At 71.1% G+C, this 20,302-nt stretch carries 16 protein-coding genes and 1 tRNA gene; 7 read left to right on the forward strand and 10 right to left on the reverse strand.

All coding sequences use genetic code 11. The annotated features are described in order from the left end of the window. Positions 1 to 1,695, forward strand: a 1,695-nt coding sequence (locus tag ACWIE7_RS12630) for a WXG100 family type VII secretion target (protein WP_454069398.1), incomplete at its 5' end; no start/stop codon positions are given. Positions 1,696 to 1,741: 46 nt separating this feature from the next. Here the strand turns inward: ACWIE7_RS12630 and ACWIE7_RS12635 are convergent. The 3 genes from ACWIE7_RS12635 to ACWIE7_RS12645 all read right to left on the reverse strand — a co-directional run bounded on the left by ACWIE7_RS12635 (position 1,742) and on the right by ACWIE7_RS12645 (position 3,507). Further along, positions 1,742 to 2,101: a hypothetical protein gene (locus ACWIE7_RS12635; protein ID WP_344988899.1), complete on the reverse strand. Its 360-nt coding sequence runs from the start codon at positions 2,099 to 2,101 to the stop codon at positions 1,742 to 1,744. A 114-nt stretch (positions 2,102 to 2,215) separates the two neighbouring features. Further along, positions 2,216 to 2,608, reverse strand: coding sequence for a hypothetical protein (locus tag ACWIE7_RS12640; RefSeq protein ID WP_454069399.1), 393 nt, complete (start codon positions 2,606 to 2,608; stop codon positions 2,216 to 2,218). A gap of 2 nt (positions 2,609 to 2,610) precedes the next feature. Beyond that, a complete protein-coding gene (locus tag ACWIE7_RS12645) occupies positions 2,611 to 3,507 on the reverse strand; it encodes a glycosyltransferase family 2 protein (protein WP_230929882.1) in 897 nt (298 codons plus the stop codon). A gap of 62 nt (positions 3,508 to 3,569) precedes the next feature. Between ACWIE7_RS12645 and ACWIE7_RS12650 the strand changes: the two genes are divergently transcribed. From ACWIE7_RS12650 to ACWIE7_RS12665, 4 genes are read left to right on the forward strand one after another with little or no spacing between them, the layout of a single operon-like run. Further along, positions 3,570 to 4,319 (forward strand): glycosyltransferase family 2 protein, encoded by a 750-nt coding sequence (locus tag ACWIE7_RS12650; RefSeq protein WP_230929881.1) that lies wholly within the window; start codon positions 3,570 to 3,572, stop codon positions 4,317 to 4,319. Further along, entirely contained in the window at positions 4,320 to 4,706 is a 387-nt protein-coding gene (locus tag ACWIE7_RS12655; RefSeq protein ID WP_230929880.1) for a DUF2304 domain-containing protein, read from the forward strand. A gap of 8 nt (positions 4,707 to 4,714) precedes the next feature. After that, positions 4,715 to 5,104: a hypothetical protein gene (locus ACWIE7_RS12660; protein ID WP_454056953.1), complete on the forward strand. Its 390-nt coding sequence runs from the start codon at positions 4,715 to 4,717 to the stop codon at positions 5,102 to 5,104. Continuing rightward, positions 5,101 to 6,681 carry an alpha/beta hydrolase gene (locus tag ACWIE7_RS12665; protein ID WP_454069400.1) on the forward strand — a complete coding sequence of 527 codons (1,581 nt, stop codon included), beginning with the start codon at positions 5,101 to 5,103 and terminating at the stop codon, positions 6,679 to 6,681. Before ACWIE7_RS12660 ends, ACWIE7_RS12665 begins: the two co-directional genes overlap by 4 nt. Positions 6,682 to 6,696: 15 nt before the next feature. Here the strand turns inward: ACWIE7_RS12665 and ACWIE7_RS12670 are convergent, their stop codons facing one another. From ACWIE7_RS12670 to ACWIE7_RS12680, 3 genes are all read right to left on the reverse strand, one after another. Beyond that, a complete protein-coding gene (locus ACWIE7_RS12670; protein WP_454056951.1) occupies positions 6,697 to 7,635 on the reverse strand; it encodes an NAD-dependent epimerase/dehydratase family protein in 939 nt (312 codons plus the stop codon). A gap of 85 nt (positions 7,636 to 7,720) precedes the next feature. Continuing rightward, complete coding sequence (locus tag ACWIE7_RS12675) at positions 7,721 to 9,901, reverse strand: DUF6541 family protein (RefSeq protein ID WP_454069401.1); 2,181 nt, start codon at positions 9,899 to 9,901, stop codon at positions 7,721 to 7,723. Positions 9,902 to 9,978: 77 nt separating this feature from the next. After that, positions 9,979 to 11,793 carry a hypothetical protein gene (locus ACWIE7_RS12680; RefSeq protein ID WP_454069402.1) on the reverse strand — a complete coding sequence of 605 codons (1,815 nt, stop codon included), beginning with the start codon at positions 11,791 to 11,793 and terminating at the stop codon, positions 9,979 to 9,981. Positions 11,794 to 11,926: 133 nt separating this feature from the next. Between ACWIE7_RS12680 and ACWIE7_RS12685 the strand changes: the two genes are divergently transcribed. Continuing rightward, positions 11,927 to 12,769 carry an HNH endonuclease family protein gene (locus ACWIE7_RS12685; protein ID WP_454069403.1) on the forward strand — a complete coding sequence of 281 codons (843 nt, stop codon included), beginning with the start codon at positions 11,927 to 11,929 and terminating at the stop codon, positions 12,767 to 12,769. Between the two features lie 17 nt (positions 12,770 to 12,786). On the opposite strand, the gene ACWIE7_RS12690 is transcribed toward ACWIE7_RS12685, so the two are convergent. From ACWIE7_RS12690 to ACWIE7_RS12700, 3 genes are all read right to left on the reverse strand, one after another. Next, on the reverse strand, positions 12,787 to 13,662 hold the full coding sequence (locus ACWIE7_RS12690) for a DUF1542 domain-containing protein (RefSeq protein WP_344988919.1): 876 nt from the start codon (positions 13,660 to 13,662) through the stop codon (positions 12,787 to 12,789). A gap of 261 nt (positions 13,663 to 13,923) precedes the next feature. Continuing rightward, positions 13,924 to 13,999, reverse strand: a tRNA-Thr gene (locus ACWIE7_RS12695). Between the two features lie 131 nt (positions 14,000 to 14,130). Next, the gene (locus ACWIE7_RS12700; protein ID WP_454069404.1) at positions 14,131 to 15,342 is read right to left on the reverse strand and encodes a DNA polymerase III subunit delta'; all 1,212 of its coding nucleotides are present in this window, start codon (positions 15,340 to 15,342) and stop codon (positions 14,131 to 14,133) included. Positions 15,343 to 15,414: 72 nt separating this feature from the next. Here ACWIE7_RS12700 and ACWIE7_RS12705 point away from each other — a divergent pair, with 72 nt between their 5' ends. Continuing rightward, positions 15,415 to 16,992, forward strand: a complete 1,578-nt coding sequence (locus ACWIE7_RS12705; protein ID WP_452100370.1) for an adenylate/guanylate cyclase domain-containing protein — start codon at positions 15,415 to 15,417, stop codon at positions 16,990 to 16,992. A 303-nt stretch (positions 16,993 to 17,295) separates the two neighbouring features. On the opposite strand, the gene topA is transcribed toward ACWIE7_RS12705, so the two are convergent. Next, the gene (gene topA / locus ACWIE7_RS12710; RefSeq protein WP_454056948.1) at positions 17,296 to 20,259 is read right to left on the reverse strand and encodes a type I DNA topoisomerase; all 2,964 of its coding nucleotides are present in this window, start codon (positions 20,257 to 20,259) and stop codon (positions 17,296 to 17,298) included. Between the last annotated feature and the right edge of the window lie 43 nt (positions 20,260 to 20,302).

A 20,302-nucleotide genomic window follows, 5' to 3' on the forward strand; every position in this document is an offset into this window, starting at 1 on the left:
CCAGCCGGGCTGAAGAGCATCGGACTGATGAGCATGCTGGCGTCGATGCATGGCCCGGCAGCGACTGTCGCCGTCTCGGCATCCGTTTCGGCCGCGGAGGACCCCGAGAACGTGGGCGGCTACAACCGAGTAGGGCCGGAGGACGTGTCCTCGACCCCATTGGAGCGGATCGTCACCGCCGCCGAGGCGTTGGATCCGAGCCAGTTCGAACAGGTACAGAAGCAGGTCACGACCGCTGCGGGCACGCTGGACTCGGCGGCTTCCACCCTGCAACGCGAGTTGGACGACGTACTTGGCGGCGCCTGGCAGGGCGAGTTCGCCCAGGAGGGCGCGAGGGCGGTCCACGCGTTGACCGGGTCCGCGTTCGACTTGGTGGGTGTGCTGGAAGAAGTAGCCACCCGAGCCGACGGAGCACAGGTCGGGTTCCACACCACCCGCAGCAACATCTCCTCCGAGTCGCTGAAGCTGGAGCTGGCGCAGGCCCGCACCCCGGGGCTCGGATCCGGTCCCGGCGCGACACTGGGTCCCGCCTCACCAGGCGCGCCCCAAGCTGCATCCGCTGCTCGGGCGGCAGCGGAAGAACAGGCGCGAGCTGTGGTCAACACCGAGTACAGCCCAGCAGTGATGAAGGCCAACCTCGACGACCTCCAGTTCCCCACCGCCTTTCGAGTCGTCTCCGGCGCCGCACTTGGTGGCGCCACCGGCATCGACCCCGTCTCTGCCTGGAACACCGGAGGTATTCCGCAGACCGCCGGCGCAGCCGCCCCCGGCCCAGCTGCCTTGGCCGCTGCCGGTGCCGGCGGGCCCGGCGCCAGCGGGGTCAGCGCGAGCGGGGTCAGCGGGCCAGGGGCCGACGCTGCGGGCGCAAGCGCGCCAATCGCGGCTACCGATGCCGCCACCGAACAGGCACTACTGGCCTCACGCGCCGGCGGAGGCGACGCATCGGGACTGGGCGCAGCCGCTCCGAATGCGGGCGCAGGCCCGGCCGGGGCAGGTCCGGTGAACGCGGCCACCACCGCGGCGGGGGCGCCTCTGGCCCCGATGAACGGAGCCCCGGGACAGCAGGCCGGTGGCACGGGAACGTCCGGCATCCGCGGACTACGCGGCAATGCCGGAGCCCGCGGCGGCGCGGCGGGCGGCCGGGACCGTGATCGCGGCTTCGGCAGCGCAGCCGGGCTGGTCGGGGGCGGCGGGGCCGCAGCCGCCGGCGCAGCAGCGACTCGCATGGGCGGGGCCGGGACCCTGGCAGGTCTCAGCCACTCGGCCGGCCCGGGTGTCGGCGGCCCATCTGCCGGAGCCCCGGGGGCAGGCGCAGGAAACGCCACCGGAGCAACCACCGGTGCTGGTGGGATGGGGCCGACGTCGTCGTCGACTGGTGGTCCCACCGCAGGGCGACCAGGCGCGGTGCCGATGGGCATGATGGGCGCCGGCGGGGCCGGGCAGAGCTCCGACAGACGTGGACACACGCCAGCCGGCTATCTGACCAACGCCACCAACACCACCGACATCATCGGCGACCCCGTCAAAGTCGCGCCCGCCGTACTCGGTCGCCACGCTGAGCCCGGAAGTACGACAACCGACGCGGCTGTGGGCAAGGCCGACGTTGCGGATTCGGATGGTTCCGCAGGCGTCGTCCGCTCGCCGGGGCGGGTGCTCGGCCGCAGCTACACGGGCAGCGGCGACGAGCGGGACTAGGCGCGGAGCTAGACGCAGTGCTCGCGCTATCGAGTGCTCGTCGAGGTCAGGCGCTGCGGAGGTCGACCGGCGCCGGGAACGGCAGGACGATCTCGCGGCCCACGTCCTCGATCGCGTCGGTCAACGCGGTGGTGAGCACGATGCGGTCGTCGTAGACGTGGGCGATCCGAACCGTGAGAGGGCCCGCATCCGACGACCCGGGCTCGCTGTACACGAACCGTTCGGCCAGGAAGCGCAGGCCGATCGCGTCGAGTGCTTCCTCCGCCTCGAACCAGTCGTCGACGGGCTCCAGCGGGCGGCCGAGGCGATCAATAGGGACCAGGCGCGGCTCGGCGACGGTCATGTCGATCCAGCCGACCAGCTCGCCGTCATCGCGGCGGTGCGGAATCCAGGTTTCGGGGATCATCAGACGAGTCTGCCCGTGCGTTGGCGAGTTGGTCGTAGCCACTGCGGAAATGGTCGCCGCCACTGCGCGACATGTCCCGCGGCGTCGCACTGGTGACGACCTTCCGGCCAGGGCTCACGCCGTGACGACCGCCTGCATGATCAGGAACGCCACCAGCGGCACCAGCGGCGTGACCACTATCGCCGTCACGAGCGCCCACAGCCGGCGGCGCCACAACACGAGCGCGCCCATCACGACGACGGCCGCCACCAGCGCGGTGATCGGCGTGAGCGCCATGATGGTCTGCCAGCGCGGCTCGCAGATCAGCTCGGTGCTCTCTCGGAAGCAGGTGTCCGAGAGCATCGCCGACAAACCGCCGAACAGCAGGCTCAGCAGCGCCAGGACAACGACCTCGGCGCCGTAGAGCACCGCCCCGACCACCCAGTAGGCCGGGACCGGCCCGGAGCCCGCGCTCGAACCCGGACCCGGACCCGAGCCCTCGCCCGGGCGGCCGGGCGCGGGTTCCACCGTCAGAACTTCCGGAAGGTGTGCCCCAGCAGTTTCTTTCCGCCCTCGGCCAGCTTCCCTGCCTTGGCTGCGGTGGGCAGCAGCGACAGCGCGTTGAGGCGCGAGGTCACGTGCAGGCGCGCGGCCCGCTCGGCGTTCTTCCAGCCGCGGGCGCCGAACGCGTCGGCCTCGCCGGAGAAGAAGCGGGCCTCCTCGTCGAAGCGGCGGCCGTCGAGTGCTCGCACCGACGAATCGGAGGCCGAGTGGCGCCGGTAGAGGAACGCGAGCGTCGGGTCGTAGATCATGTGCCCGCCGCCGGTGATCACGTCCACGAGCAGCGCCAGGTCCTGCACCACGTCCAGGCCCTCACGGAAGCCGATGCGCTTGACCCACTCGGAGTTCCACGCCAGCGACGGGAAGTAGGTCCAGTTGCCGTGCATGAGCGAGGTCATGAGCTTCTCGCCGTGCAGCACCGTGCGGCCGTCGGCCTTGGGGGTGGTCAGCGACTTCACGCTGTCGCCGAGGCCGCGGACGGCGGAGCCGTGCTCGTCGATGACATTGACGCCGACCTCCATCACCGCGGCGTCGGGCACGGCGGCGAATCCGTCGGCCACGACCTGCAGGTAGTTGGGCAGCATGATGTCGTCGGCGCCCATGATCACCACGATCGGCGCGGTGACCATGCCGATGCACTTCCGGTAGTTGCCGTTGGCGCCGAGGTTGGTCTCGTTCTTCTCGTAGGTCACCCGGCTGTCGACCGCGGTGATCTCGCCCATGTAGCGGGCGGGCTCCGGGTCCGGGTAGCCATCGTCCACCACGACCAGCCGGAAATCCTTGTAGCTCTGCGCCAGGACACTGTCCACGGCCTTCTTGAAATGGTCGACATCCCCGTAGTAGGGGAGCATCACATCAATGGCCATTGGTGAACCGCCGTCCTTGTCGTCTCCGGATTGTCCGTCCGATCGCATAGTATCGACCCTCGATGACCGGAGACAGTGTGCGGCCCACGGGGCCAGATGAGGAGGCCGGGGGCGACCCCGTCCGCAACCGCGATGTCTGGCTCATCGTGCCCTGCTTCAACGAGGGCACGGTGATCGAGGACGTGCTGCGCAACGCCGGCGAGACGTTCCCCAACATCGTCGCGGTGGACGACGGTTCGGCGGACGACTCGGCGGCGGCGATCCACCGCGCCGGGGCCCACCTGGTGCGGCATCCGGTGAACCTGGGCCAGGGCGCGGCCATCCAGACGGGTGTCGAGTACGCGCGGAACCAGCCGGGCGCCCGCTACTTCGTCACGTTCGACGCGGACGGTCAGCACCAGGTCAAGGACGTGCTGACGATGGTCGGGCGGCTCCGCAGCGAGCCCGTGGACATCGTGGTGGGCACCCGTTTCGGCCGCCCGCGCGCGGAGGACGACCAGGTGCCGCTGATCAAGCGCCTCGTGCTCCGCACCGTGGTGATGCTCAGCCCGCGCACGCGCCGCCTCGGGCTGACGGACGCCCACAACGGCCTGCGCGTGTTCAACCGCCGCGTGGCCGAGGGCCTCAATCTGCGCATGAACGGGATGAGCCACGCGAGCGAGTTCGTGGAGCTCATGGACTCGAACGGCTGGCGCGTCGCGGAGGAGCCGGTCGACATCCTGTACACCGAGTACTCCATGTCCAAGGGGCAGTCGCTGCTCAACGGGATCAACATCCTGTCCGACGGGATCGTGGGACGGAGGCTGCCCTAGATGATCAAGGTTCTGCTGCTCCTCGCCGGTGCGGTGCTGGTCGCGTTCTTCGTGGCCAACCGTCGCAAGGCCCGGGCCAAGGCCGGCGTGAAGATCGGCTTCGTGCTGTTCGTGGTGTTCATGGTCTACGCCGTGATCCGCCCGGACGATCTGACGTGGGTCGCCAACCGCCTGGGTGTGCAGCGCGGCACCGACCTCGTGCTGTACGCGCTGGTCATGGGCTTCGCGTTCGTGACGGTGTCGACGTGGGTGCGCTTCCGCGAACAGGAGCTGCGGTACGCGCGACTGGCCCGCACCATCGCGCTGGCCGACGCGGTGCGGCCCGAGGATCACGTCGATGTGCGGGTCATGAAGCCCGTGTCCGACGACGATCCACTGCAGTCCTGAGACACGTCGTGGATCCCGCGAAGGGTCCGGACGCGGATTCCGCGCAGACAGCCGGGACCTGCGAGAACACCGAGGCCTCCCGCACCGCCGCCGAAGTCGATGAGGCCGCCCGGCTGCGGGATCGGCTCGGCGTGGCGAGCGCCCGCCTCGAAGCCCTACTGCCCCCGGAAGATCCGGCCGCGCCGGGGGAAGGAGCCGCGCCGCGCGGGGGTGTTGCCAGGTTCGACGACGACACCGTCAACTCAGGGCTCCGATCACTCCTTGCCCCCGCCGCCGCTCGGGTCTCCCGCCTACTCGAGCTGGCGGGGTCGGTCGCGGACGGCACGCTGACCGAGGAGTCCGCAACGCGGGCCGCCCGGGCGATCGCGGCGGAACAACCCCATCGGCGGCCGCGGTGAGCGGTGCGATTCCGGAGAACCCACCTCCGCTGCGGGTCACACGACTACTCGGGCTGGCGACCGAGGTGCTCTCGGCCCGGGATGCCCTCGCCACGGCGCGCGACGCCCTGCTCTCGGCGCCCGTGCACTCCCCCGCGCTGACCGCGCTCGCCGAGGCGATCGACGGCGAGGCCCGCGGTCTCGACGAGTTCCTGGCCGGCGTGTACCGGCTGGTCGAACTGGCGGAGGACAGCTGGGACGATCTCGTCGGCCCGCACCCACTCCCCGAGCCTGAGCGCGGCCGCCTCCTGCGGTCGCTGGACCGTGCCGTGGACAACGCGTTCGTCGATCTGGCCCGCCTGACCGGCATCCGGCCCGCCGGGGGCCAGGCGATCGACGCCGCCGGCCTCGACACCCGCGCCACGGTCGCGTCGTGGGCCCGGGCCGAGCCTGACGCGGTGTACTCGACCGTCGAGCACCTGAGCACCGCCGACCGCCGCCTGCTGGCGCTGGCCGAGCCCGTGGCGGTCGGCAGCACGTACGGCGTGCCGTGGGCTGTACGCGCCCGTGCCAATACGGTGTCGGTTCGTCGGGCGCTGCATCGCGAGCAGGTGGCGGGCACACCATGGAGCCCGCGCATCGGCCGGCTGGAGACCATGGCCCGCCGGGCGGGTCGCCGGCGTCGTTCGTTCGTCGGCTTCTCGGCACGACGGGGCGGCCGGATGATCGAGGTCGTGGGTGAGCCCGGCCCCGCCACCGAGGCGATCGCGGTCTACGTGCCGGGCACGGGCACCAACCTGGACATGTCGCACGTCAACACGGATGTGGTCGATGACCTCGTCGACGCCGCCGCCGGCCGCCTGGTCGCCGTGGCCTACCTCGACGGCGAGTTCCCGCAGGACATCATGGCCGACGCCGGCCGCCCGGACTTCGCCGAGGAGATGGCTCCGCGTCTGGTCCGCTTCTGCCGCGAGGTGGACCGCGTGGTGGAGATCGACTGTCCCGGCGCCGCGGTCACGGTCCTCGGCCATTCGTACGGCGGCCGGATCGTGGGTACGGCCGAGCGGATGGGGCTACGCGCCGACCGGGTCGTCTACGCCGCCTCCCCCGACCTCGGGGTGGGGGTCAACGGCCCCGAGGACTGGCGCTCCCCCGGACCGGTTCACCGCTATTCGATCACCGCGCCGGCCGATCCGGTGGAGCTGCTCCAGGCCCGGTTCGCGCTGCGCCGCCGCTGGATGACCCGTAACCTGCCGGACGGGGTGGTCCGCCTCGACGCGGGTTTTTTCGACGACGACGTGCCCGTCTACGGGACCCGCGGTCATGGCGGGTTGTTCGATCGGGACTGTGGCGCGTTCCGGGCCATGCTGGCAGTGATGCTCGGCGGGCGGGTACCGCTCTGGTGCGACCGCGAGATCCACGCCCGCCACACTCGCGTGCGTAGGGGCGAGCAGGGACGGCTGCTGCCGATGATCCGCCGCCACGCGGTCGGGCTGTGGCTGCGGCGGGACGACGATCCCTACGGCGAACCCGCAGTCGTGTGGGCGGCACCCGGGCAGGTCATCGACATCCCCGCTGCCCGGTCGGTGCGGCGTTAGCAGCGGCGGGGCCGGTCAGTCGCGGAAGTAGGCGACCGTGCGGGCCACTCCCTCGCGGATCGGCACCTGCGGGTTCCAACCGAGCACCTCGCCCGCGCGGCGGGCGTCCAGCGCCGAGCGTGCGACGTCGCCGAGGCGGGCGGGCGCGTACTCGGGATCGTCGGTGGCGCCGGCGGCCTCGGCGACCAGGGTGTGCAGTTCCCGGTCGGAGGTCTCGACGCCGGTGCCGATGTTGAAGCGCAGCCCGGCCGCGGCCTCGACCTGCGACGCGCGGACGAAGCCGTCCACCACGTCGTCGACGAACACGTAGTCGCGGGTGTTGCCGCCGTCGCCGAAGACGCGGGTGGGCTGCCCGGCGAGCAGGCGCTGCGAGAAGATCGCGACCACGCCGGCCTCGCCGTGCGGATCCTGGCGCGGGCCGTACACGTTCGCCGGAGCGACGCCCGCCCACTCGATGCCGTACAGGCGGGAGAACATCTCGAGGTAGATCTCCCCGGCGACCTTGCCGGCCGCGTACGGGCTGAGCGGATCCACCGCCCGGGTCTCGGCCACCGGCAGCTCGGTGACGGGACCGTAGATCGAGCCGCCGGAGGAGGTGAACACGATCCTGCGCACCCCGGCCCGACGGGCGGCCTCGGCAAGGCGCACGGTGCCCACGACGTTGACCTCGGCGTCGTGCACCGGGTCCTCGACGGACAGCCGCACATCGATCTGCGCGGCCAGGTGGAAGATCACCTCCGGCCGGGCCTCGGCCACCACACCCTCGATCGCGGGATCGGTGAGCCCCATCTGGTGGAATGCGAACCGCTCGCCGACCTCACGGGCGGCGGCGAGGTTCTCGAGTCGCCCGCGGGACAGGTCGTCGATGACCGTCACCTCGTGCCCCTCTGCCAGCAGTCTGTCCACGAGGGTCGAGCCGATGAACCCGGCTCCGCCCGTCACGAGTGCACGCAAGTGTTCCCCTCCCGGTTGCGGCGGACCCGCCGCGGCCGACCGTCTGGACGCCTGAAGCACAGGATACGACCGACGGGGGCGGCGGTCACTCCGGGATCTCGGATTCCAGGGTGAGCGGGGCCCTGGCGTGCGGCGGGAACGGCGAATCGGCGAGGATCTGCGCGAGCTCGGCGTCGGAGAACGCGGCACGTACCGCGAAGATCCGGACCTGCGAGTCGTTGTACACCTTCACCAGTCCGGGCGTCGCGTCGAGCTCGAGCAGGTGCGGGTTGGGTTTCTGGAAGCCCCAGTAGTTGGGCGGGCTGATGTAGACGTAGGTGACCCCGAGTTCGGCCAGGGCCGCATCCACCGCGGGGTTCACGCCGGCCTGATCCAGCGTCATGAACAGGCTGCTGGTCAGTGGTGCGGTGTCCCCGGGTGCCAGGTAATGCCGCGAGGTCGAGGGCAGGCCATCGGTGGCGTACATCCAGCCGGAGCCCTCATCCGGATTGGTGTAGATCTGCCCGCTGTAGGCGCGGGGTTGCTCGGACAACCACCGGAAAGCCGCCAGGTCGTGGCCGTCGACGAGCCGTCCCCAGCGTTGGTTCGACCCGGCCGCGACCGCGTACTCGGGCGAGGTCTGGATGACCCACGAGCCGGTGCCCACCAGTGCAGCCAGCGCCACCGCCACCCGCAGGCCCGTTACCCCACGCCCGTCCGGGTCGGTGATCGGGTCGATGAGCCGGCCCAGCCAGCCCGCGAGCATCTGCACGAACGCGCCCACGCCCACTCCCACCGCGGCGGCCACGACGACGGCCATCACGACCCCGATCCGGCGCGGGTCGTTGTAGAAGACACTGCCGAGGGCACGCAACGTGCCGCCGGTCCAGTTGCCGAAGTGGTCCATCGCGTTGACGCACACCACCAGCAGCCCGCCCCACAGCAGGATCGGCCAGAGGACCAGGCGGCGCAGCATCACGATCACGCCGAGCGCGGCGAGGGACAGCAGCACCCAGCGCACACCGAAGTCCTCGACGTGGCGCACCTGTAGGGCCGCCGCCTTGCCCCAGGTGGCGGCCCTGTCGGCGTTGATCTCGAACTCGAACGCCGAGATGTCATCCGCCTCGGCGGAGACGGTGAGAATCTGCGGCAGCAGGGTGAGCACCCCGGCCAGCCCGACACCGGCCAGGACGAGGAAGTCGCGCAGGCGTCCCCGCACCGGTCGCCACAGGGCCTCGAACAGCCACCAGAACAGCACGATCACCGCGGCGGTGACCATGCCCGACGGGTGGACGCCACCGATGCCGACCAGGCCCAGCGCCGCCGCGGGGATGAGCCGCCGGTCGGCCACCGCCGCCACCACGACCGCGGCACCCAGTCCGGCCAGCCCGTTGGCCACCGCGGACGGGGTCGCGGCCACCATGACCTCCATGAACGGCAGTCCCGGGAACAGCGCGGTCGCCATTGCCGCGACCGCCGCGGAGGTGGCCACCACCGGGCGCGAGAACCGCCGGTGCGTGATCAGCCACGCCAGCGCTGCCACGCCGAGCGGGAACACCAGAGCAACGGAGCCGATCTGCACGAGGTTGTACGTCTCCACGGCCCCGATGCCGCGCAGCGCCATGACGAGCGCGGCGATCGCATGCCACGTACTGGGGTAGTAGAGGGTCGCCGAGTTCTCCGGATAGCGCAGCGCGCCCGCGTGGTCCGGCGAGGCCAGGCCCTCGTCGTGGATGAACCGGATGTAGTTGGCGTGCCAGTGCGCGTCCCAGCCCTGGAACACATTCGCCGTGCCGCCGGGCATCGCCGACAGTTCCGTGATGATCATCTGGCCGATCAGCCAGGCGCTCACCAGGACCGCCGTGCCGGGCAGCAGCCACCACCACGACCGGCGACCCGCCCGTGCCGCGGCCCGTCCCGCTGGGGCGGCAGGCCGTCCCGCGTTGGCGCGTGCCGCCCGCGAACGACCGCGAGTGCGCTTCCTGCGTCTGCTGCGGGACGTTGCCGGACGGGCCGCTCGTCGTCGCCGTCGTCGTCGGATCCAACCGACGCCGGTGATGAGCAGGCCCACGACACCGACCACCGCGGTGGTCACGGCCGTGGCCACCGCGTAGCCGGCGAGCGTCCAGGGCACGTCGATGCGGCCGTAGACGTAGCTCGCGATGGCGGCGATTCCGAACGACACCGGGATCGACGTGGCCACGGCCAGTCGCAGCGGCAACTGGGCCGCTATTCCGACGATCGCCCCGGGCAGCACCAGGAGCGCGGTCAGGGTCACCATGACCATCGCGATGTCGATGACCCGCCTCCGTTCCTCGCCGACTTACTGTTCAGCCCATTATGGGCCACCCCTGCGCCATCTCTTCACCGCGGCACGAGGACTCCGACAGGTCCGCTGCCGACGCACATTTCGGTGACGCCCTCACGTGGGGAAACGGTGAGGCCCGTGCCCCCGCCCTCGACCCGCACGAACACCGTGCCCAGACCGGCCCGCACCGGGGCGACGGTCTCCTCACCCTGATCGAACTCCAGGGCCACCTGACCGTCGGCGTCGGCGAACACGTTGAGCTGCACCACCCAGTCCCTCTCGAGCAGCGGGCCGTCCAACGCGAGCCGGGCCCCGTCCGGCCCCACGCGATGGCCACAGGCCGGCTCGGGCCCCTGCGGGAGCGTCCGGCCGAACGCCACCTCGGCCGGGTGGAGCGCGCCCAGGGCATCGATGAGGACCGGCTCGGGGGTCCACGTACCCACATCCGGCATCCCGGGCACGCCGGTGATCAGTGTCGACAGCCGGTGTGCGGGCGCCGTGACCGGGTGGAGAACCTCGAACGGCACGTCCTGGTCGAGCATCGGTTCCGGCCGGTCGCGCAGCGTCTCCACCAGCGGCTGCACGTAGTCGCGCGACGGCTGCTCGGACCACACCTGCCGGAACGTCACGGTCGACACCACCGACGACGCGAGCAGCGCGACGAGCGCGAGCACGCCTACGACCGTGTGCGTCGGCGCCGCCGTGCGCCGTGGTGCGGCCAGGGCGAGCGCGGCGGCCGCACCGAGGATCACCGGCAGCTCCGCGTGATAGCGGAGGGTCTGGACGATCTCGGCGGCGGTGTCCGGGCCGGCGCGCCCGGCCGCGACCAGGACCACCGAGATCAGGGGGTACAGCGCGGCGACCAGCCAGATCGCACCGGTCCGGCGCCGCGTGAGCAGCGACCAGACAAGGACCGCCGCGCACGCCAGCACCCCCACCACCACCGCGGCGACCGGCGGATCGGCCATGGGCGGGCCGGGATGCCAGCGGTCCCACCGCCACGGTCCGCCGCCCAGCGCGGGAACCACGGCCAGGCGGTAGGTGTGGGCCACGAGGTCGACGAACCCGGGGCGTGTGCCCTCCGCCTCGCCGAACGATCCCCGACCTCCGAGCCGTCCGACGACGACGAAGAAGACCCCCGCCCACACCACGACGATCACCGCCTGTGCGGCCCACGCGACACGGGTGCGCCGCCAGAGATCGAGGATTTCCGTCCGCCCGCCCCCGGCGGTCCACCATCCGGCCAGCAGCACCATCGCCGCGACCACGGGAATGATGAGGGCCTTCTCCACGAACAGCAGGCCGAGAACCGTGGCCAGCGTGGCCTCCACCGCATGCCTGCGGTGGCCCGTCCGGGCGAGCAGGACCATCGAGGACACCGCCCAGGCCAGCGCGGCGCTGAGCGGGAGCACGTTGAGGGCGGCCGCCCACCAGGTGGCCGCGGGCAGCCCGAGCGGGATGGCCAGGCCCGCGACGAGCGGCACCAGCAGCACGGGCCGGCCGCGGAGCAGCACCCAGAGCATGCGGGCGTACGCGGCGCCGGCGAGCAGTTGGAGCACGACGATCTGCGCGAGCGGGAGCCGGAAATCCAGCGGCGCGAAGTGGGCGGCGATCCAGACCAGCGCCATCCCACCGGGCATGAGGTGCCCGTCATGGTCGGTGAGCAGGAACTCCGGGGTCGGCCACGAATAGCCGGCGGACAGGCTGTGCAGGATCAGATCGTCCCAGTAGAACCAGCCCGCGGCCGCCACCCAGAGGCGCACCACCGCGGCCACCACCACGATCGCCGCGCACAGACCGACCAACGCGCGCGGGGACACGGCGGCGCGCGAGGACTGGCGGGGCGGCGGGTTCTCGACGGTGGGCGACATCGCGGGTCAGGGTAGCCGCACCCTCCGACACGGTCTCCGAGACGCACCCGCGCCGCACCACGCCGCCGCGCACGAGCGCAGCCCCGGCAGGCCGCGGGCGGGGATGTCGGAGGGCATGGCTATGGTGCCCCGCATGAGTTCACGGTCCTCTCGCCCGGTCATCGCTGTCGTCCTCGGCGTGGCCGTGCTGGCGGGCGTCGGCTGGTGCGCCGAGACCGAGAAGGGGACGGACTTCCCGAGCGCGACCGGAGGAGACGATTCACCGCAGACCGTCACGTCGGTGCCCGCTCCGCCGGAGGGGCCACCGGATTTCGACCCCGCACCTGCGCCCGCTCCTGAGCCGGCCCCCGGTGAGCCCGGGGACCCGGCGGTGCCGGAGGCGCCCGCGCCCGGCGGCGATCCGCTCGTCCCGCCGGCCCGTGCGGCGCTGGGGCAGCTCGAGGTCAAGGGTCGCGCGCCCAAGACGGGGTACGACCGTGATCTTTTCGGTCAGGCCTGGTCAGACGATGTGGGCGTGGAGTTCGGGCGCAACGGCTGCGATACCCGCAACGACATCCTCAGGCGGGACCTGCAGGAGCACACCTTCCGGCCGGGGACGCGGGACTGCGTGGTGCTCACCGGCGTGCTGAACGGGCCGTACACCGGGGAACGGATCGAGTTTCAGCGCGGGCAGGACACGTCGTCGCTGGTACAGATCGATCACGTGGTTGCGCTGTCGGACAGCTGGCAGAAGGGGGCGCAGCAACTCACCGTGGAGCAGCGGCGCGATCTCGCCAACGACCCGCTCAACCTGTTGGCCGTGTCCGGTCGGGCCAACCAGCAGAAGGGGGACGGCGACACGGCGACATGGCTGCCGCCGCGGCGCGAGTTCTGGTGCTCGTACGTCTCGCGTCAGGTGTTGGTCAAGGAGCGCTACGGGCTGTGGGTCACGCAGGCGGAGCGCGATGCGATGGACCGGGTCCTCTCCGGATGTTGAGCCGGGCCCGCGCGGGATCAGAAGTCGAACAGGCCTCCGCCGTCGCCGCCGAACAGACCGCCGTCGAAGAACCCGCCGCCGTCGCCACCACCGTCGCCGCCAAACAGGCCGCCGTCGAAGAACCCGCCGCCGTCTCCCCCGGCGTCGCCGCCGGCATCACCGCCGTCGCCGCCGAACAGGCCGCCGTCGAAGAACCCGCCGTCGTCGCCGCCCATGTCTCCCACGTCGGCGCCGCCCTCGCCGATGCCGGAGGCGAAGTCCTCACCCGAATAGCCGACGCCCGACATACCGGCGAACATCATGTTGAACATCATCATCGAGCTCATCATCCACATGCCGCTGGCCAGCGCGGACGCCCACCAGGGCTCCGAGTACCAGCCCGACGGGACCGGCCTGCCCGCCACGACACCGCCCGGGTAGTAGTGCGGGGTCTGGTCGCTCGGCCCGGTGGCCGCGCTCATGGTCCGACCGTCGACCTCGACCGTGCGGTCCTCGGTCACCTTTCCGGCGCGGTCCTGGCCTGGGGTGGCGGGCAGCTCGGGGCCGGGGTCCAGGCCCATCGCCTCGCGGGCGGCGCGCACGTAGTACAGCCCCTCCAGCGCGGTGTCCTTGGCCAGCTGCGCCTGGACCGGCGTAGTGGCCCGCTCGAGTTCGGTGACGGCGGCCGTATAGCGCTCGGAGGCGTCCGCCATGGCCTGCTTGGAGGCGTCGTCGATGCCGTCGATGTTGAACACCTGGCCGCCGAGCCGCTCGACCCACCGGGTCGCCTCCGCGCGGTAGTCCTCCAGGTGGCGGTTCTGATGCGCCTGCAGCTGGGTCTGCCCCTTGTTCTGACTGCGGGAGATCACGGCGACGGCCACCGCGATCACGGCGGCGATGAGGAGGAATTCCACGGGAGCGACCTTTCTCGGTACTACTGACCGAGCGTACCGAGATCACCGACGTCAGGACATCGCGTGCGCCCCCACTCCGGGCATCAGAGCCGCTGCGTCCGAGGGTGAGTTCGCAACGCGCCATCCGGGACGAGCGGCCCGTGTGGTTCGCGGGGCGCTTGTCGTCGTGCAATGGCGGCCGCTCCCGGGCAGGGAAGCAGGGCCATCTACCCGGAGAAAGCCGCGATCCCCGGCCGGCGGGCCGAGGGATCGGGTGTGGTGTGGAGCCGCGTGTCGGAATCGAACCGACGACCTTTTCATTACGAGTGAAATGCTCTACCGACTGAGCTAACGCGGCGAGCCCTTGTGGGGCGAGGCAACTATATCCGACGGGGCCCGTGACCGAAAAAACGAGGGCACCGCCCGATGCCGGGCCAGCCGAAACACATGCTGCGCGCCAGCATCCCAGACGACCGCGCGAGGCCGCGATCAGGTCAGGGCCGCACGGATGGCGCCGACCATGGCCGAGACCGCGAACTTGGGCTTGACGTTGACCTCGATCGCCGACCGGCAGTCCTGCACCGCCTCGATCGCCTTGAGGATCGACGCCGCCGGATAGTGACCACCGAGGCGGGCCGCCTCGTCCGCTTTGTCCGCGTGGACCGGCGCGACATCGCGCGCCCCGATGGCGGCCGTCAATGCGTCCCGATAGAACCCCGCCAGGTCGACCAGCGCGAGATCCAGCGAATCCCGGGTGGAGCGCGTCCGGCGCGATTTCTGCGCGCGCTCGAGTTCCTTGACCGCCCCTGACGCACCGCGCCCCGCGGACGCCGTGCCCTTGCCCGTGCCGCCGGCGCCGAGCGCGGTGCGCAACTCCTCGACCTCCCGCTCGTCCGACTCGGTGTTCCGCGCGATCGCCTCCTGCTCGGCGGTCTTGACCAGCTGGTCCGCGAGCGGGAACGCGCGTCCGGGGTTGTGCATGACCATCGGCAGCTGCAGCACGACCTCACGGCGTTCGCGGGTCGCCTCATCCGTCGCCAGCCACCGGGCGCGACCGACATGTCCCGACGAGACCGAGGCCGCCCACCTTGCCCGTTCCGGGTCGATCGAGCCGTCGGCGAGCAGCGCACGCTCCACCGCCTCGGCATCCGGTTGCCGCAGCGCGACGTTCCGCGACCGCGACCGCAGGGTCACCATGATGTCCATCGGGTCCGTGGTGGGCGAGCACAGCAGGAACACCGTGCGACTCGGCGGCTCCTCGACCACCTTGAGCAGGGCGTTTCCCGACTGCTCGGTGAGCCGGTCCGCCTCCTCGACCACCACGATCTGCCACCGACCGGTCCCGGGACGGCTCGCGGCCCGGTGGATGGTCTCCTTGACGTCCTTGAGCAAGATGTTGACACCCTGCGGGGCCAGCAGGTGCACGTCCGCGTGCGTCCCGGCCAGGACGGTGTGGCAAGCCCGGCACTCGCCACAGCCGACGATCTCCGGGTGCTCGCATTGCAGCGCCGCCGCGAAGGCCATCGCCGCCACGCTCCGGCCGCTGCCGGGCGGGCCGGTGAACAACCACGCGTGGACCATGCGCGCATCCGACTCGTCCCACCCCTGGCCGGGGACACGCAGACGTGCGGCGGTGGCCGCTGCGGTCAGTTCCGCCACGGCCTCGGCCTGACCGGCCAGACGATCGAACACCCCGGACATGGCCCCACCTTATCGCCGTCCTCCGACACACCTACGTTCCCGGGATGACCGGCGCGAACTACTCTGGGTGCAATGGAGCGCTGGGTCAGGTTGTTCAGGTGGCTGTGGGCCACTCCCTGGCCCGTCTACGCGCTGACGATGGTGCAGGCCAACATCATCGGCGCGGTCTTCGTGTTCGCGTTCCTGCGCTTCGTCATCCCCATGGATCGTTTCCTGGACCTGGAGGAGTTCCGATTCCTCAACCAGTACCTGTTCATCGGCTATCTGGTGCTGGCGTTCATCGGTGGGGTGATCGCCTCCACGCTGCTGCTGCTCCCCGTGCTGCGAGCCGACCGCTCGGGCCAGGACTTCGGCGATGAGATCCGCTCCCGGACCCTGCGTCTGCCGTTCCATCAGGCGCTCATCTCGGGCGCGATGTGGGTCATCGGCACGCTGCTTTTCGTCGCCGTCAATGTCGGCCACTCCCCCCGTCTGGCCCTGATCGTCGCGGTGACCAGCCTCCTCGGCGGCTCCACCACGTGCCTGATCTCCTACCTTCAGGCCGAGCGGATCATGCGGCCGATCACCGTCCGGGCGCTGGCCCGGGGCGTCCCGGCGAGCAAGCACGTCCCCGGCGTGCGCCGGCGCATCTTCCTCGGCTGGGCGCTGACCACGGTGATCCCTATCGCCGGTGTGATCCTCATCCTCATCGGCCACTGGTTCGGCCTGTTCGGCAGGGATCCCAACCACATCCTGGTGGCCCTGGCGGTCCTGGCCAGCGTCGCCGTGATCGCCGGTGCCATCGGGATGGGGCTGGTCTCCGACTCCATCGCGGACCCCGTCCGCGAGATGCAGGACGGCGTCCAGCGCGTGAAGAAGGGCGATCTGGAGACCCGTCTGACGATCTACGACAGCTCCGAGGTCGGCCGCCTGGCCCAGGGCTTCAACGAGATGGTCACCGGCCTGCAGGAGCGCGAGGCCATCCAGGACCTGTTCGGCCGCTACGTCGGCGAGGACGTGGCCCGCAACGCGCTCGAGCGGGGCACGGAGCTGGGCGGACAAGAAAGGGAGGTCGCGGTCCTGTTCGTCGATCTCACGGGGTCCACCGAGTTCGCCGCCGCCCACGAGCCCGCCGAGGTCGTGGCCGTGCTCAACGAGTTCTTCCGGATCGCCGTCGAGGCCGTCGACGCCAACGACGGGTACATCAACAAGTTCCAGGGCGATGCCCTGCTCGCGGTGTTCGGGGCTCCGATCGAGGTCGACAACGAGGCCGGACGCGCCCTCCGGGCGGCCCGCGCGCTCCAGTCCCGCCTCTCCGAGCTGGCCCCACTGACCGCCGGCATCGGGGTGTCGTACGGCACTGTCATCGCCGGCCACATCGGCCACGCCAAGCGGTTCGAGTACACGGTTATCGGCGACCCGGTCAACGAAGCCGCCCGCCTGACCACCCTGGCCAAGATGGAGCAGGGCCACGTCTTGGCCTCGGCCGCGGCGATCCGCCACGCCGACGCACCCGAGGTGGCCCGCTGGGTGCTCGGCAGCAGCGTGGAGCTGCGCGGACGCGGGGTCATGACCCAGCTCGCACGGCCCCTTCGCCCGACTCTCGCCGACCGCTGGCAGGCGGGGAACGTCGCATTGCGCCCGGCGCCTGCGGACAACGCCACAGACTGACCAGCCTTGCCCGCCCGAGGGCCGCCCCGGTTGACCGTGCCGGCCCGACGGCAACGCCCTGCCGGCCCGGCGGTTGCCGGGCAGCGGTTGCCGGACATGACAGACGAGTTGCCGGACAGAATGTGCGAAAATTCGCCCCCCGAACGCACCGGATGTCGGGCAACCGCGGGGCGATGTCCGGCAACCGGCGCAGGGGCCCACGACCTGGCGCAGGCCGAGGTGTCGAGGACCAACGGCCCAGGACGCGGGAGCCCGGGGCCAGCGGCGCGGCCGCTACTCCGCCGAGGCCTACATCGCCGGGGCCTACTTCGCCGCGGCCTTCTTCTTGGCCGGGGCCTTCTTCGCGGGGGTCTTCTTGGCCGGGGCCTTGGCCCGCCGCTCGGACAGCAGCTCGGAGGCCCGCGCGTCGGTGAGCGTCTCCACGGTGTCACCCTTGCGCAGGGAGGCGTTGGACTCGCCGTCGGTCACATACGGTCCGAAGCGGCCGTCCTTGACCAGCATCTGCTTCCCGGAGACCTCGTCGACCCCCATCTCACGCAGTGCCTTGGGCGCGGCCTGGCGACCACGACGCTTGGGCTCGGAATAGATCTTCAGGGCCTCCTCGAGCGTCACCGAGAAAACGGCCTCCTCCGACTCGAGCGTGCGCGAGTCGGTGCCCTTCTTCAGGTAGGGGCCGTAGCGGCCGAGCTGCGCCGTGATCTCTTCGCCGCTGTCCGGGTCCACGCCCACGACGCGCGGCAGTGACAGCAACTTGAGCGCGTCCTCCAGCGTGACCGTTGCCGGCTCCATGGACTGCATGAGCGAGCCCGTGCGCGGCTTGGGCCCGGTCGGGCTCTCCGCGTCCTTCTTGGCCTTGCGGGTGACCGCGGACTTGGACTTGGTGGCCGCTTTCTTGATCTCGGCGATCTCGTCGTCGTTCTTCGCGGCGGCGATGGCGGCCTCGCGCTCGGCGTCGATCCGCTTCTTCTCGGCGTCGGCCTCGGCGAGCACCTTCTTGGCCCACTCGGCCTTCTCCGCATCGGTGGCCTCGGGGAGCTTCTCGGTCACGTACGGGCCGTAGCGCCCGTCCTTGACCACGATCTCGTGCCCGGTCGCCGGGTCGACGCCCAGCGGACGACCGTCCTGCGGGGTGGCGAAGAGTTTCTCTGCCACCTCGAGGGTGAGCTCGTCGGGGCTCATTCCCTCGGGCAGGTTCGCGCGTTGTGACTCCTCGGCGCCGCCCTCGCCGGCGACCATGCGCTCGAGGTAGGGGCCGTAGCGGCCGACCCGCACGTGGACGGGCCGCCCCTCCGAGTCGTCGAAGACGCGGATCGAGTTGATGCTGCGGGCGTCGATGGCCTCGAGGTTCACGTCGACCAGGTTCTTGAGGCCCACCGCGTAGTTCGCGTCATCGCCGCCGCCCGCACCCGCGCCGGAACCCTCGCCGACGCCGAAGTAGAAGCGCCGCAGCCAGTCGTCGCGGTTCTCGCGCCCCTCGGCGATCGCGTCCAGCTCGTCCTCCATCAGCGAGGTGAAGTCGTAGTCCACGAGCCGACCGAAGTTCTGCTCGAGCAGGCCGACCACCGCGAACGCGACCCAGCTGGGCACGAGCGCGTTACCGCGCGAGTACACGTAGCCGCGGTCCTGGATGGTGCGGATGATGCTGGCGTAGGTCGACGGGCGTCCGATGCCCATCTCCTCCATCGCCTTGACGAGGCTGGCCTCGTTGTAGCGCGACGGCGGGCTGGTGGTGTGGCCGTCGGCGACCAGCTCGGAGCCGGTGAGGTGCTGCCCCTCGTCGAGGCGGGGCAGGCGCCGCTCGGCGTCGTCGGCCATCTGCTTGTCCGAAGCGGTCTCGTCGGTGGACTCGACGTAGGCCTTGAGGAAACCGGGGAACGTGATGGTGCGGCCCGACGCGGCGAAGGTGGCGTCGCTGTAGCCGGAATCGTTGGTGCCGGCCCGCCCGGTGATCCGGATGCTGACGGTCGTGCCGCGCGCGTCGGCCATCTGGGAGGCGACGGTGCGCTGCCAGATCAGCTCGTAGAGGCGGTACTCCTCGGCGTCGAGGACGCTGTGCAGCTGACCGGGCGTGGCGAACGACTCGCCAGCGGGGCGGATGGCCTCGTGCGCCTCCTGCGAGTTCTTGACCTTGCGCGTGTACTGGCGCGGTGTGGGGGAGACGTACTCGCTCCCGTAGAGCTCCGTCGCCTGCGCGCGAGCGGCGGCGATGCCGCCCTCGGACAGGGTGGTGGAGTCGGTTCGCATGTAGGTGATGTAGCCGTTCTCGTACAGCCGCTGCGCGATGCGCATCGTCCGCTCGGAGGTGTAGCGGAGCTTGCGGCCTGCCTCCTGCTGCAGCGTGGAGGTCATGAACGGCGCGTAGGGGCGTCGTGTGTAGGGCTTGGACTCCACGGAGTCGACGACGAAGTCGGCACCCTCGAGCGCCCCGGCCAACGCCCGCGCGGCCTTCTCGCCGAGCACGACCGAGTCCTTGGCCGCGCCGGTCGCCTTGAGCCGGCCGTCCTGGCCGAAGTCGCGGCCCTGCGCCACCCGAGCTCCGTCGACGGCGGAGAGGCGGGCGGTGAAGCTGCGCGGCTCGCCGGCGTCTCCACCGCCCGATCCCTGCGTGGCGAGCGTGGCGGTGATGTCCCAGTAGTCGGCGGCGATGAACGCCATGCGTTCCCGCTCGCGCTCGACGATCACGCGGGTCGCCACCGACTGCACGCGGCCGGCGGACAGACGCGGCATGACCTTCTTCCACAGCACCGGCGAGACCTCGTAGCCGTAGAGGCGGTCGAGGATGCGGCGGGTCTCCTGGGCGTCGACCAGGTCGGTGTCGAGCTCGCGGGTGTTCTCGGCGGCGGCGAGGATCGCGGGCTTGGTGATCTCGTGGAAGACCATCCGCTTGACCGGGACCTTGGGCTTGAGGACCTCGAGCAGGTGCCAGGCGATCGCCTCGCCCTCACGGTCGGGGTCTGTCGCGAGCAGCAGCTGGTCGACCCCGGCGAGCTCCTTCTTGAGCTCGGCAACCTTCTTCTTCTTGTCGGCGCTGACCACGTAGATGGGCTCGAAGTCGTGGTCCGGGTTCACGCCCAGCCGCGCCCACGGCTCCTTCTTGTACTTGGCGGGAATGTCCGCGGCGCCCTTGGGCAGGTCGCGGATGTGACCGACGGAGGCTTCGACCACGTAGTCGGACCCCAGGTACGGCTGGATCTTCCGGGCCTTGGTGGCGGACTCGACGATCACCAGGCTCCGCTTGCCGCCCGATGTTGCCTGCTTGCTCGCCACTGAACTGCTCCCAACCTGCGCTGATTCATCGACGACGCGCGCC

The sequence above is a fragment of the Dietzia sp. NPDC055343 genome, from assembly GCF_053645265.1.

Excerpts from the sequence above, each read along its gene's own strand:
- ACWIE7_RS12645 (WP_230929882.1), bottom strand. The coding sequence starts at position 3,507 with ATGGCCATTGATGTGATGCTCCCCTACTACGGGGATGTCGACCATTTC.
- ACWIE7_RS12650 (WP_230929881.1), top strand. The coding sequence starts at position 3,570 with ATGACCGGAGACAGTGTGCGGCCCACGGGGCCAGATGAGGAGGCCGGG.
- ACWIE7_RS12635 (WP_344988899.1), bottom strand. The coding sequence starts at position 2,101 with ATGATCCCCGAAACCTGGATTCCGCACCGCCGCGATGACGGCGAGCTG.
- ACWIE7_RS12705 (WP_452100370.1), top strand. The coding sequence starts at position 15,415 with ATGGAGCGCTGGGTCAGGTTGTTCAGGTGGCTGTGGGCCACTCCCTGG.
- ACWIE7_RS12655 (WP_230929880.1), top strand. The coding sequence starts at position 4,320 with ATGATCAAGGTTCTGCTGCTCCTCGCCGGTGCGGTGCTGGTCGCGTTC.
- ACWIE7_RS12680 (WP_454069402.1), bottom strand. The coding sequence starts at position 11,793 with ATGTCGCCCACCGTCGAGAACCCGCCGCCCCGCCAGTCCTCGCGCGCC.
- ACWIE7_RS12675 (WP_454069401.1), bottom strand. The coding sequence starts at position 9,901 with ATGGTCATGGTGACCCTGACCGCGCTCCTGGTGCTGCCCGGGGCGATC.
- ACWIE7_RS12685 (WP_454069403.1), top strand. The coding sequence starts at position 11,927 with ATGAGTTCACGGTCCTCTCGCCCGGTCATCGCTGTCGTCCTCGGCGTG.
- ACWIE7_RS12700 (WP_454069404.1), bottom strand. The coding sequence starts at position 15,342 with ATGTCCGGGGTGTTCGATCGTCTGGCCGGTCAGGCCGAGGCCGTGGCG.